The organism is Rhizobium sp. SAFR-030, assembly GCF_059415005.1.
On the sequence record NZ_JBPFDO010000001.1, the window covers coordinates 229,738 to 243,922 of the forward strand.

At 60.5% G+C, this 14,185-nt stretch carries 8 protein-coding genes; 1 reads left to right on the plus strand and 7 read right to left on the minus strand.

Annotation, left to right across the window (positions count from 1 at the left end):
- Nucleotides 1-5: 5 nt before the first annotated feature.
- The 3 genes from fusA to rpsL form a co-directional block, all read right to left on the minus strand.
- Nucleotides 6-2,105 carry an elongation factor G gene (fusA, locus tag ACR65N_RS01230; RefSeq protein WP_430308091.1) on the minus strand — a complete coding sequence of 700 codons (2,100 nt, stop codon included), beginning with the start codon at nt 2,103-2,105 and terminating at the stop codon, nt 6-8.
- Between the two features lie 33 nt (nt 2,106-2,138).
- Nucleotides 2,139-2,609, minus strand: a complete 471-nt coding sequence (rpsG, locus tag ACR65N_RS01235) for a 30S ribosomal protein S7 (protein ID WP_430308092.1) — start codon at nt 2,607-2,609, stop codon at nt 2,139-2,141.
- 74 nt (nt 2,610-2,683) lie between these two features.
- Nucleotides 2,684-3,055 (minus strand): 30S ribosomal protein S12, encoded by a 372-nt coding sequence (gene rpsL / locus ACR65N_RS01240; RefSeq protein WP_003507760.1) that lies wholly within the window; start codon nt 3,053-3,055, stop codon nt 2,684-2,686.
- A 476-nt stretch (nt 3,056-3,531) separates the two neighbouring features.
- Between rpsL and ACR65N_RS01245 the strand changes: the two genes are divergently transcribed.
- The gene (locus tag ACR65N_RS01245; RefSeq protein WP_430308093.1) at nt 3,532-3,825 is read left to right on the plus strand and encodes a transcriptional regulator; all 294 of its coding nucleotides are present in this window, start codon (nt 3,532-3,534) and stop codon (nt 3,823-3,825) included.
- 291 nt (nt 3,826-4,116) lie between these two features.
- Here ACR65N_RS01245 and rpoC read toward each other — a convergent pair whose 3' ends face one another.
- The 4 genes from rpoC to rplJ form a co-directional block, all read right to left on the minus strand.
- A complete protein-coding gene (gene rpoC / locus ACR65N_RS01250) occupies nt 4,117-8,325 on the minus strand; it encodes a DNA-directed RNA polymerase subunit beta' (protein WP_440455432.1) in 4,209 nt (1,402 codons plus the stop codon).
- A gap of 182 nt (nt 8,326-8,507) precedes the next feature.
- Nucleotides 8,508-12,677: a DNA-directed RNA polymerase subunit beta gene (rpoB, locus tag ACR65N_RS01255; protein WP_430308095.1), complete on the minus strand. Its 4,170-nt coding sequence runs from the start codon at nt 12,675-12,677 to the stop codon at nt 8,508-8,510.
- Between the two features lie 256 nt (nt 12,678-12,933).
- A complete protein-coding gene (rplL, locus tag ACR65N_RS01260; protein ID WP_430308097.1) occupies nt 12,934-13,311 on the minus strand; it encodes a 50S ribosomal protein L7/L12 in 378 nt (125 codons plus the stop codon).
- A gap of 60 nt (nt 13,312-13,371) precedes the next feature.
- Nucleotides 13,372-13,890 (minus strand): 50S ribosomal protein L10, encoded by a 519-nt coding sequence (gene rplJ, locus ACR65N_RS01265; protein ID WP_430308098.1) that lies wholly within the window; start codon nt 13,888-13,890, stop codon nt 13,372-13,374.
- Between the last annotated feature and the right edge of the window lie 295 nt (nt 13,891-14,185).

Below are 14,185 nucleotides of genomic sequence, written 5' to 3' on the forward strand. Positions count from 1 at the left end.
TCCGGTCACTTCTGACCGGAGTACTTCGCCTGAATTTCCTGCGCGACGTTCGACGGAACCGGTGCGTAGTGATCGAAGACCATCGAATACTGCGCGCGGCCCTGGCTCATCGAGCGCAGGTTGTCGACGTACTTGAACATGTTCGCCAGCGGGACGTGAGCGTTGATCACCACGGCGATGCCACGGCTTTCCTGGCCCTGGATCTGGCCACGACGGGAGTTCAGGTCGCCGATGACATCGCCGACGTAATCTTCCGGAGTGACGACTTCCACCTTCATCATCGGCTCGAGCAGCTGTGCGCCAGCCTTCTTGGCTGCTTCACGGAAGCAGGCACGCGAGGCGATTTCGAAGGCGAGAACCGACGAGTCGACATCGTGGAAGGCACCGTCGATGAGGGTCGCCTTGACGCCCAGCATCGGGAAGCCAGCCAGCGGGCCCGACGACAGAACGCTTTCGATGCCCTTCTGAACGCCCGGGATGTATTCCTTCGGAACAGCACCACCGACGATCTTCGACTCGAACTTGAACTCTTCGCCATCCGGGTTCGGTTCGAAGACGATCTTCACGCGCGCGAACTGGCCGGTACCACCGGACTGCTTCTTGTGCGTGTAGTCTTCTTCGTGCTGACGCGTGATGGTTTCGCGGTAGGCAACCTGCGGAGCACCGACGGTGGCTTCAACCTTGAACTCGCGACGCATGCGGTCGACGATGATGTCGAGGTGAAGTTCGCCCATGCCGGCAATGATCGTCTGGCCGGATTCCTGGTCGGTCTTGACGCGGAACGACGGATCTTCTGCAGCCAGGCGGTTGAGCGCGAGGCCCATCTTTTCCTGGTCGCCCTTGGACTTCGGCTCGATGGCGATCTGGATGACCGGCTCGGGGAATTCCATGCGTTCCAGGATAACCGGCTTCAGCGGATCGCAGAGCGTATCGCCCGTCGTCGATTCCTTGAGGCCTGCGAGAGCAACGATGTCGCCGGCGAAGGCTTCTTCGATGTCTTCACGGCTGTTGGAGTGCATCTGCAGCATACGGCCGACGCGCTCGCGCTTGTCCTTGACCGTGTTCATGACGGATGCGCCCTTTTCGAGCTTGCCCGAATAGATGCGGCAGAAGGTGAGCGAACCGACGAAGGGGTCGTTCATGATCTTGAAGGCCAGCATCGACAGCGGTTCGCTGTCGTCAGCGTGACGCTCGATCTCGGCTTCCGTCTTGACGTCGATGCCCTTGATCGCCGGAATGTCGAGCGGCGACGGCAGGTATTCGACAACGGCGTCGAGGAGCGGCTGAACGCCCTTGTTCTTGAAGGCAGTGCCGCAGAACATCGGGTGGAACTTGACGTCGATCGTGCCGCGGCGAACCAGGGCGCGGATCTTGTCGTTGTCCGGCATGATGCCGTTCAGGTAGTCTTCCATTGCCTGCTCGTCGACTTCGACGATCTGTTCGATCATCTTTTCGCGATACTCGGCAGCCTTTTCCTTCAGGTCATCCGGGATCTCGACGACATCCCAGGCAGCGCCGAGCGACTCGTCGCGCCAGACCAGGGCATTCATCTCGATCAGGTCGACGACGCCCTTGAACTCGGTCTCGGCGCCAATCGGCAGCTGCATGACGACAGCGATGGCACCCAGGCGGGTCTTGATCATCTCGACCGAGCGATAGAAGTCAGCGCCGGTCTTGTCCATCTTGTTGCAGAAGATCATCCGCGGGACATTGTACTTCTCAGCCTGGCGCCAGACGGTTTCCGTCTGCGGCTCTACGCCGGCGTTGGCGTCGAGAAGCGCGATGGCACCGTCGAGAACGCGCAGCGAACGCTCGACTTCAATGGTGAAGTCGACGTGGCCGGGGGTGTCGATGATGTTGAAGCGACGCATGGTGCCGTCGCGACCCTTCCAGTAGGTCGTGGTGGCAGCGGACGTGATGGTGATACCACGTTCCTGCTCCTGCTCCATCCAGTCCATGGTCGCGGCGCCGTCGTGGACTTCGCCGATCTTGTGCGACTTGCCGGTGTAGTAAAGAATACGCTCGGTGGTCGTCGTCTTGCCGGCGTCGATGTGCGCCATGATACCGAAATTACGGTAGTCTTCGATTTTATATTCGCGAGCCATAGGACTGCCTTTCGAAAGTCGATCGGATGACGATTACCAGCGGTAATGCGAGAACGCGCGGTTCGCGTCTGCCATCTTGTGTGTGTCTTCGCGCTTCTTCACAGCGCTGCCGCGGTTGTTTGCGGCGTCCATCAGTTCGCCCGACAGGCGATCGACCATGGTGGTCTCGTTGCGCTTGCGCGCAGCGGCGATCAGCCAGCGGATGGCGAGTGCCTGGCGGCGCTCTGGGCGGACATCGACCGGAACCTGGTAGGTCGCACCACCGACGCGGCGCGAACGCACTTCGACGTGGGGAGCAACATTCTCGAGCGCCTGGTGGAAGATCGGCAGGGGCTCGCCCTTGGCTTTGCCCTGAACGGCGTCGAACGCGCCGTATACGATGCTTTCCGCAACCGACTTCTTGCCGTGCAGCATGATGGCGTTCATGAACTTCGTGACGATCAGGTCACCGAACTTCGGATCCGGGTTGATTTCGCGCTTTTCAGCCTTGTGACGTCTGGACATACGTTCCGTCTCTTCAAAAAGTGTAGAGGCGCCTTATCACGCGGAGGACCTCGCGCGGCGCCGGATCTGGTGGATTACTTCGGACGCTTGGCACCGTACTTGGAGCGGCGCTGCTTGCGGTTCTTGACACCCTGGGTATCGAGGACGCCGCGGATGATGTGATAACGCACACCCGGCAAGTCCTTGACGCGGCCGCCGCGGATCATCACGACGGAGTGTTCCTGAAGGTTGTGGCCTTCACCCGGGATGTAACCGATGACTTCGAAGCCGTTGGTCAGGCGAATCTTGGCAACCTTACGCAGAGCCGAGTTCGGCTTCTTCGGGGTCGTCGTGTAGACGCGGGTGCAAACACCGCGCTTCTGCGGGTTCTCCTGCAGAGCAGGCACCTTGTTGCGCTTTACCTGTGCCTGGCGCGGCTTGCGGATCAGCTGGTTTACGGTAGGCATATACCCATCCCTTGTAAAATCTTGTCTCAGAACCCTTTCGGGCCAGTGTTTCGCCGTCTCCGGCCTCGACACACATATCAACATACGCAAAACGTGGCCTACCCGAATTCCGGATGGACCACCTAAAGCAGAGGACGCATCACCTGCGTCATGCGTGCAGCATTCTTGTCTTCAACGTGCGCTTTGGAAGCTTGTTTGAGGCAAAGTCAGGAACTAGACGTTCCGAACGGAGTAGCCTCACATCGCATCCGATGCCGGGCGTTTACTGTTTCGAGCCCCTCGCGTCAAGGCCCGAAACGAAATTAGTCCCCGAAGCGCCTGTCTTCCGGGCCTTTCGGGACAGGGACCGGCACCCGAATGCTTGAATTTCCTGCAGGCAATCATTAACCACTGGGCATTGCCTGGCAAGCCGCTAAATATCCCGCCAACCGTCGCCGCCTGAGTCGGCCCTGCTTCTCGAACCGGAATCCATCGCCATGATCACCGACCCCGACAACGACAACAACCTGGATCAGCCGATGATCTTCATCATCATCGGCAAAGGCTACCTGACCAAGGACAGCGAAGGCGTCGAGCTCCACATCCTGCTGCGCGCGCCCGATGATGACACCGCGGTGCGTGATGCGCTGAACGCTCTCTCCGAGGAAGGCTTCCTTGAAGCGGACCTCGACCAGATCGGCGTCATGACCGAGGAACCGGTCGACGAACCCTATGCAGCCGCTTACCAGGGCGCACTTGAGGGCGAAGTATCGATCGTCCGCTTCGGCTGAGGGTAATCCGGCTCCTGGGTTGAGGCGGCTCGGCGCCTCTCCTGCCTGTCACGCCTCCCCTCGCCGCTCTCACCCGGACTCGACGGTAGCTGATGCAGATCCGCGCTCGGGAGCCGCAGGGCAACACTGAGGACGTGAGGGCAACATCGGAAACCACGGAGGCTGCGGCTCGGCGCACCATGACGCTCGAAACCTGTAGACATGAGTAGAAACAGAAAACGCCCGGATCGCTCCGGGCGTTTTGCTTTTCGCAGGGCGGTGACGGCTGCTGCAGTGCGCAGCCGTTCCGTCTTATTCTGCCGGCGTTTTCTCGCCAGCCATGTCCTGCAGCATCGGCGTGGCGGAACCTGCGCCCGAACCCTTCTTCCGCTCGTCGAGGATCATCTCGTCGCGCGAAGTGGCGATGCGGCGGATCTGCGTCATGGTACCACCGGTACCGGCCGGGATCAGGCGGCCGACGATGACGTTTTCCTTCAGGCCCTGCAGCGTGTCGGTCTTGCCGGCGATTGCAGCTTCCGTGAGAACCTTTGTGGTCTCCTGGAAGGATGCAGCCGAGATGAACGACGGCGTCTGCAGCGAAGCCTTGGTGATGCCGAGCAGAACCGGATCACCGTAAGCCGGCTTCTTGCCTTCCTCGACCAGGCGGTCGTTGGCATCGTCGAGCTCGATCCGGTCCACGTTGTCGCCAACGATGTACTGGCTGTCGCCCGAGTCGGTGATCTCGACCTTCTGCAGCATCTGGCGAACGATCACCTCGATGTGCTTGTCGTTGATCACGACGCCCTGCAGTCGGTAGACTTCCTGGATTTCGTTGACCAGGTAGGAAGCGAGTGCTTCCACGCCCTTGATCGCCAGGATGTCGTGCGGCGCAGGATTGCCGTCGAGGATGTAGTCGCCCTTTTCGATGTAGTCGCCGTCCTGAAGGTGGAAGGGCTTGCCCTTAGGGATCAGGTATTCGACAGCTTCCACACCGTCTTCGGCGGGTTCGATCATGACGCGACGCTTGTTCTTGTAGTCGCGGCCGAGGCGAATCGTACCATCGATCTCAGCGATGATGGCGTGGTCCTTCGGACGACGAGCTTCGAACAGTTCGGCAACACGCGGCAGACCACCGGTGATGTCCTTGGTCTTGGCGCTTTCCATCGGAACACGCGCAAGGACGTCGCCCTGGCTGACCTTCTGACCCGGCTCGACCGACAGGATGGCGTCGACGGACAGCATGTAACGCGCATCGCCACCGCGAGCGAGCTTCAGGATGTTGCCGCTGGCGTCCTTGACGACGACCGCCGGCTTCAGGTCTGTACCGCGCGGCGTCGAACGCCAGTCGATGACCTGACGCTTGGTGATGCCGGTGGATTCGTCGGTGGATTCCGAAACCGAGATCGAGTCGACCACGTCTTCGAACGAAACCACACCGGCGACTTCCGTCAGCATCGGGCGGGTGTAGGGGTCCCACTCTGCCAGACGCTGGCCACGCTTGACCGTGTCGTTGTCGTCAACGAACACCTTCGAACCGTAGGCAACACGCTGCGAGGACCGTTCCACGCCACGTTCGTCCAGGATCGTCACCGCCAGGTTGCGGCCCATGGCAATCAGGTTGCCTTCGGAGTTCCGCAGCAGGTTACGGTTCTTGATCTGGATCGTGCCCTCGTAGGAGGCTTCCAGGAACGACTGGTCGACCACGTTTGCGGTACCGCCCAAGTGGAAGGTACGCATGGTGAGCTGGGTACCCGGCTCACCGATCGACTGAGCCGCGATGACACCGACGGCTTCGCCCATGTTGACCGGGGTACCGCGTGCAAGGTCGCGACCATAGCACACCGAGCAGACGCCGGTCTGAACTTCGCAGGTCAGAGCCGAACGGATGCGGATGGACTGGATGCCCGCCTTTTCGATCTCGATGACGTCCGGCTCGAGGATCATCCGGCCGGCATCAACGATCCGCTCACCCGTGACCGGATGATCGATATCGTCAAGCGCCGTACGGCCCAAAACGCGTGCGCCGATGGAAGCCACGACCTGGCCAGCATCGACGATCGCCGTCATCGTGAGGCCCTTTTCAGTGCCGCAGTCGACGAGGTTGACGATGCAGTCCTGTGCCACGTCGACCAGACGACGCGTCAGGTAGCCGGAGTTGGCGGTCTTCAGAGCGGTGTCTGCAAGGCCCTTACGGGCGCCGTGGGTCGAGTTGAAGTACTCGTTAACGGTCAGACCTTCCTTGAAGTTCGAGATGATCGGCGTCTCGATGATTTCACCCGACGGCTTGGCCATCAGGCCGCGCATGCCGCCCAGCTGACGCATCTGGTTCGGAGAACCACGCGCACCGGAGTGTGACATCATGTAGATGGCATTCATCTGCTTCTGGCGACCCGTCTCCGGGTCGAACTCAACGGCCTTAATGCGGGCCATCATGTCCTCGGCGACCTTTTCGGTTGCCTTGCCCCAGGCGTCGACGACCTTGTTGTACTTCTCGCCCTGAGTGATCAGGCCGTCGTTGTACTGCTGCTCGTATTCCTTGACCAGCGTTTCGGTGTCCCCGACGATCTTCGCCTTGGTTTCCGGGATGATCATGTCGTCCTTGCCGAACGAGATGCCGGCCTTGCAGGCGTGGGTGAAGCCCAGCTGCATGATCCGGTCGCAGAAGATCACCGTGTCCTTCTGACCGCAGTGACGGTAGACCGTGTCGATCATCTTGGAGATGTTCTTCTTGGTCATTTCCTGGTTGCAGGTCTCGAACGGAACCTTGAAGTTCTTCGGCAGAAGCTCGCCGATGATCATCCGGCCGGGCGTCGTGTCATGGATCTTGGACACCGGCTTGCCGTCCTCGTCGACCGTCTTGAAGCGGCCGCGGATCTTGGCATGCAGGGTAACGACCTTGTTCTCCAGCGCATGGTGCAGTTCGCCCATGTCGGAGAAGACCATGCCCTGGCCCGGCTCGTTCTCGTTCATGATCGACAGGTAGTACAGGCCGAGAACCATGTCCTGCGACGGAACGATGATCGGCGCACCGTTTGCCGGATGCAGGATGTTGTTCGTCGACATCATCAGCACGCGGGCTTCAAGCTGGGCTTCCAGCGAAAGCGGGACGTGGACAGCCATCTGGTCGCCGTCGAAGTCGGCGTTGAAAGCCGTGCAGACGAGCGGGTGCAGCTGGATGGCCTTGCCTTCGACCAGGATCGGTTCGAAGGCCTGGATGCCCAGGCGGTGCAGCGTCGGTGCGCGGTTCAGCAGAACCGGATGTTCGCGGATGACCTCATCGAGGATATCCCAGACTTCCGGCTTTTCCTTCTCGACCAGCTTCTTGGCCTGCTTGACGGTCGAGGAGTAACCCTTGGCGTCGAGGCGGGCGTAGATGAACGGCTTGAACAGTTCGAGCGCCATCTTCTTCGGCAGGCCGCACTGGTGCAGCTTCAGTTCCGGACCGGTCACGATGACCGAACGACCGGAATAGTCGACGCGCTTGCCGAGCAGGTTCTGACGGAAGCGGCCCTGCTTGCCCTTCAGCATGTCGGACAGCGACTTCAGCGGACGCTTGTTGGCGCCGGTGATGACGCGGCCACGGCGGCCGTTGTCGAACAGCGCGTCCACAGATTCCTGCAGCATGCGCTTTTCGTTGCGGATGATGATGCCCGGAGCGCGCAGTTCGATCAGACGCTTCAGACGGTTGTTACGGTTGATCACGCGACGGTAGAGGTCGTTGAGGTCGGACGTCGCAAAGCGGCCGCCGTCCAGCGGAACAAGCGGGCGCAGGTCCGGCGGGATGACAGGAACGACCTTCATGATCATCCATTCTGGCTTGTTGCCGGATTCGATGAAGTTCTCGACGATCTTCAGACGCTTCATCAGCTTCTTCTGCTTCAGATCCGACGTGGTGTCGGCCAGATCCGAGCGCAGGTCGCCGGCGAGCTTTTCCAGGTTCATCGAAGCCAGCATCTCGTAGATGGCTTCAGCACCGATCATCGCGGTGAACTGGTCTTCGCCGTACTCGTCGATCGCCAGCATGTACTCCTCTTCGGAGAGCAGCTGGTTTTCCTTAAGCGCGGTGAGGCCCGGTTCCGTGACGATGTAGTTTTCGAAGTAGAGAACGCGTTCGACATCCTTCAGCGTCATGTCGAGCAGCGTCGAGATACGCGAGGGAAGCGACTTCAGGAACCAGATGTGGGCAACCGGAGCGGCGAGCTCGATATGGCCCATGCGCTCGCGGCGAACGCGCGACAGCGTGACTTCGACGCCGCACTTTTCGCAGATGATGCCCTTGTACTTCATGCGCTTGTACTTGCCGCACAGGCACTCGTAGTCCTTGATCGGGCCAAAGATGCGCGCGCAGAACAGGCCGTCGCGTTCCGGCTTGAACGTACGGTAGTTGATGGTCTCCGGCTTTTTGATTTCGCCGTAGGACCAGGAGAGAATCTTCTCAGGAGACGCGATCGATATCCGGATCGAGTCGAAGTGTTGCGCAGGGACCTGCGGGTTGAAAAGATTCATGACCTCTTGGTTCATGCCTATCTCCTTGTGGGGCCTTGAGCCCTCAGCTTGCGTGCGTAACCTGCCCGATGACCCGGAGGGCTGGTCCGCCGCCTAAAACGGTCTTAGCCGCGAAATGCGGCGAAATTCCCCTGCCGTGCAACCCTGAGGCCACAGGCGGGGACGGCGCGCGCCGTGGGGCGCGCGCCTCTCGTTTCTTATTCTGCCGCGTCGGGAAGCTGTCCCGAACCGTCGACGGCGTCGAGCTTGGAATTCTCCAGCTCGACCGACAGACCCAGCGAGCGCATTTCCTTGACGAGAACGTTGAAGCTCTCCGGAATGCCGGCCTCGAAGGTGTCGTCGCCGCGGACAATGGCTTCGTAGACCTTGGTACGACCGGCCACGTCGTCCGACTTCACCGTCAGCATTTCCTGCAGGGTGTAGGCGGCGCCGTAGGCTTCCAGAGCCCAGACTTCCATTTCCCCGAAGCGCTGACCGCCGAACTGCGCCTTACCACCGAGCGGCTGCTGGGTGACGAGCGAGTAAGGACCGATCGAACGAGCGTGGATCTTGTCGTCGACAAGGTGGTTCAGCTTGATCATGTACATATAGCCGACGGTGACCTTGCGGTCGAAGGCTTCACCGGTACGACCATCGTACAGAACCGACTGACCCGACGGATCAAGACCCGCCTTCGTCAGCATCGCCGCAACGTCCGGCTCATGCGCTCCGTCGAAGACCGGCGTCGCGATGGACACGCCACGCTTTGCCTCTTCAGCCAGACGCACGAGCGACTCGTCGTCGAAGCTCGCCACTTCGTTATGCGATTCCGACGCGTAGATCTCGGTCAGTTCCTGCTTCAGCTCGGCGATGTCGCTGGAGCGCTTGTACTCCTCCAGCATCTCGCCGATCCGACGACCCATGCCGGCGCAAGCCCAGGCCAGATGGGTTTCGAGGATCTGTCCGACGTTCATGCGCGAAGGCACGCCGAGCGGGTTCAGAACGATGTCGACATGCGTGCCGTCTTCGAGGAACGGCATGTCCTCGACCGGTACGATGCGCGACACGACGCCCTTGTTGCCGTGACGGCCGGCCATCTTGTCGCCCGGCTGGATCTTGCGCTTCACAGCGACGAAGACCTTGACCATCTTCATGACGCCCGGAGGCATTTCGTCGCCGCGCTGAACCTTTTCGACCTTGTCCATGAAGCGCTGTTCAAGGCGCGACTTGGATTCGTCGTACTGGCCACGCAGAGCTTCGATCTCGCCCTGGACCTTCTCGTCCTCGACGGCGAACATCCACCACTGGGAGCGCGGATACTCCGACACGACAGCGTTGGCGAGCTCGACGCCCTTCTTGAAGCCCTTCGGACCGGCAACCGAAACCTGACCGCGCAGCATGTCCAGAAGACGGCCGTACACGTTCCGATCGAGGATCGCCTGTTCGTCGTCGCGGTCCTTGGCCAGGCGTTCGATCTCTTCACGCTCGATCGCCATCGCACGTTCGTCCTTTTCGACGCCGTGACGGTTGAAGACGCGGACTTCGACGACGGTGCCGAACGTGCCCGGAGGCATGCGCATCGACGTGTCGCGGACGTCCGAAGCCTTTTCACCGAAGATGGCGCGCAGGAGCTTTTCTTCCGGCGTCATCGGGCTTTCGCCCTTCGGGGTGATCTTGCCGACGAGAATGTCACCCGGCTGAACTTCGGCGCCGATGTAGACGATGCCCGCTTCGTCGAGGTTCCTCAGCGCTTCTTCCGAAACGTTCGGAATGTCGCGGGTGATTTCTTCCGGACCAAGCTTGGTGTCACGCGCCATCACTTCGAATTCTTCGATGTGGATGGAGGTGAACACGTCGTCCGACACGATGCGCTCGGAGAGCAGGATCGAGTCTTCGTAGTTGTAGCCGTTCCACGGCATGAACGCGACGAGCGCGTTGCGGCCGAGCGCCAAGTCACCGAGATCCGTCGAAGGACCGTCGGCAATGATGTCACCCTTGGAGATGATATCGCCCACTGCCACCAGCGGACGCTGGTTGACGCAGGTGTTCTGGTTCGAACGCTGGAACTTCTGCAGGCGGTAGATGTCGACGCCCGACTTGCCGGCATCGAGATCTTCCGTGGCGCGCAGAACGATACGCGTCGCGTCGACCTGGTCGACAACGCCGCTGCGGCGTGCAGCGATGGCGGCACCCGAGTCACGGGCAACCACCGGCTCCATGCCGGTTCCGACGAACGGCGCTTCAGCGCGTACCAGAGGCACGGCCTGACGCTGCATGTTCGAGCCCATGAGAGCGCGGTTGGCGTCGTCGTTCTCGAGGAACGGGATCAGCGCGGCTGCGACCGAAACCAGCTGCTTCGGCGAGACGTCCATCAGGTTGATGGTATCGCGCGGCGACAGCATGACTTCGCCGGCATGACGGCAAACCACGAACTCTTCGGTGAACTGGCCTTCGGCGTCCAGCTCGGCGTTGGCCTGGGCAACGTAGTACTTCGCCTCTTCCATGGCGGAGAGGTAGAGCACTTCGTTGGTGACCTTGCCGTCGATGATCTTGCGGTACGGGCTTTCGATAAAGCCGTACTTGTTGACCCGGGCGAAGGTGGCAAGCGAGTTGATCAGACCGATGTTCGGGCCTTCCGGCGTTTCAATCGGGCAGATACGGCCGTAATGCGTCGGATGAACGTCGCGGACTTCGAAGCCGGCGCGTTCGCGCGTCAGACCACCCGGGCCAAGTGCCGAAAGACGGCGCTTGTGGGTGATTTCCGATAGCGGGTTCACCTGGTCCATGAACTGCGACAGCTGCGATGAGCCGAAGAATTCACGCACCGCGGCGGCTGCCGGCTTGGCGTTGATCAGGTCCTGCGGCATGACGGTGTCGATCTCGATCGACGACATGCGCTCCTTGATGGCGCGCTCCATGCGCAGCAGGCCGAGACGGTACTGATTTTCCATCAGCTCGCCGACCGAACGGACGCGACGGTTTCCGAGGTTGTCGATATCGTCGATCTCGCCCTTGCCGTCGCGCAGTTCGACGAGCATCCGGACGACGGCCAGGATGTCCTCCTTGCGCAGAACGCGCATGGTGTCCGGCGCATCGACGTCGAGGCGCATGTTCATCTTGACGCGACCGACGGCCGACAGGTCGTAGCGTTCGGCGTCGAAGAACAGCGAATTGAACATCGCTTCTGCCGATTCCATGGTCGGCGGCTCACCGGGACGCATGACACGGTAGATGTCGAACAGGGCCTCCTGACGGCTCTCGTTCTTATCGGCAACAAGCGTGTTGCGGATATAGGCGCCGACATTGATGTGGTCGATGTCGAGAATCGGGATCTCGTCGAAACCCAGCTTCATCAATTCGACGAGGTTGCCCTTGCGTTCGCCGGACTTGGCGTCCAGCGCCATTTCCAGTTCTTCGCCGGCTTCCAGGTAGACTTCGCCAGTTTCCGGGTTGACGATATCCTCGGCGACGAAGTTGCCGACCAGATCCTCATCGCTGGCGCGCAGGGCCTTCAGGCCCTTGTCGGTCAGCTGGCGGAGCAGGCGCGGGGTGAGCTTCTTGCCGGATTCGACGACCACTTCGCCGGTATCGGCGTCGATCATGTCGGACAGCGTCTTTGCACCCTTCAGCGTTTCCGGCTGGAAGGGAATACGCCAGCCCTGGCCGTCGCGCTGGTAGATCGACTTGGTGTAGAACGTCGACAGGATTTCTTCGCCGTCCATGCCGAGCGCCATCAGCAGCGAGGTCGCAGGGATCTTGCGGCGACGGTCGATACGCGCGTAGACGATGTCCTTGGCGTCGAACTCGATGTCCAGCCAGGAACCGCGATAGGGAATGACGCGGGCAGCAAACAGCAGCTTGCCGGACGAGTGGCTCTTGCCCTTGTCGTGGTCGAAGAACACGCCCGGCGAACGGTGCATCTGCGACACGATAACGCGTTCGGTGCCGTTCACGATGAACGTCCCGTTATCGGTCATCAGCGGCATGTCGCCCATGTAGACGGACTGTTCCTTGATGTCCTTGATGGACTTGGCGCCCGTATCCTCGTCGATATCGAACACGATGAGGCGCAGCGTCACCTTGAGCGGTGCCGCATAGGTCAGGTCGCGCTGACGGCATTCCTCGACGTCGAACTTCGGCGGCTCGAATTCGTAGGACACGAATTCCAGCATCGAAGCGCCGGAGAAGTCGGTGATCGGGAACACGGACCGGAAAACGGCGTTAAGCCCCTCGTCGGGGCGGCCGCCTTCTGGCTCCTCAACCATCAGGAACTGATCGTAAGATGCCTTCTGAACCTCGATGAGGTTCGGCATCTCGGTAACTTCGGGGATCTTTCCGAAAAACTTGCGTACGCGCCTGCGACCGTTGAACGAAAGGGTCTGAGCCATCGTCGCTCCTTCAAAAATTGCATCCGGGCCTGCAACGGACGGGATACGCTGGCCAGTCGCCCCCGTCGATCAATGGGTGGTTCAATCTCGTTCCTACGCTCGAGCCGCCGGCCGGATTGCCGGGGGGCCAAAGGAGAAACCATCCTCTTGAAGAACCCATTACCCAAAAGCCGTTTCAAGGGCTTTTGGGTAATCAGTTCGCAGGAATAGAACAACGGGAGAGGGCATTTGTGCCCTCCCCCATCGCATTCCGATATTACTTGACGTCAACCTTGGCGCCAGCGTCTTCAAGCTTCTTCTTGAGGTCGGCAGCTTCGCCCTTGGAAACGGCTTCCTTGACAGCCTTCGGAGCGCCTTCGACGAGGTCCTTGGCTTCCTTGAGGCCGAGACCGGTGATGGCGCGGACTTCCTTGATGACGTTGATCTTGTTCGCGCCGGCATCCGTGAGGATGACGTCGAACTCGGTCTTTTCTTCTTCAGCCGGAGCAGCAGCGCCAGCGCCGCCAGCAGCAGCAACAGCTACCGGAGCGGCAGCCGAAACGCCCCACTTCTCTTCGAGCAGCTTGGAAAGCTCAGCAGCTTCCAGAACGGTCAGCGAGGAGAGGTCGTCAACGATCTTTGCGAGATCAGCCATAGTCATATTCCTTTTGTTCAGTTCGAACTGGTTTAATTCGGTACAGCGTGAAAAACCGCCTTAAGCGGCTTCGTCCTTCTTGGCGTAGGCTGCAAACACGCGGGCCAGCTGAGCTGCCGGTGCCTGAACAACCCCTGCGATGCGCGTGGCCGGCGTCTGGATCATGCCCAGCAGCTTTGCACGCAGTTCGTCCAGCGACGGCAGGGTCGCGAGCGACTTGACTGCATCGGCGGAAAGGGTTGTTGCGCCCATGGAACCACCCAGAACAACGAGCTTGTCGTTGGTCTTGGCGAAGTCCATGAGGACCTTGGGAGCCGTGATCGGGTCTTGGCTATATGCGATAAGCGTCTGACCCTGGAAGAGATCGATCATCCCTTCCGACTCCGTGCCCTGAAGAGCGATTTTGGCCAGGCGGTTCTTCGCGACTTTGACGCTACCGCCAGCAGCGCGCATCTTCGAACGAAAATCGTTCATCTGAGCGACTGTGACGCCAGCATAGTGGGCCACGACAACCGAACCAGAAGCCTTGAAGACTTCGTTCAGCTCCGTGACGAATTCGCGTTTTTCCGCTCTTTCCACTGTCTGTCTCCAGTTGACAGGACCGACCGAAATCGGACCCTGCCGGGTTGCCTTCTGCCCCAAGGGATCTTGTCATCAAGATACCCGAGCGGCGCTCGAGGATCCTGTCCCCCCGCACTTGAGCCGCAACGGCTTAAGGCACAAGGCACACCAGGTTCGAACCGGAACCTTCAGCAGCGCCTTGCGGCACCCTGGACAATTCTGGTCTTACCCGTCTCATGCAGGCAAAGCGATTAAGGACTTAACCACCCACAATCTCGGACAGGAATTCCGGATTTCTCCGGCTTTCCGGACC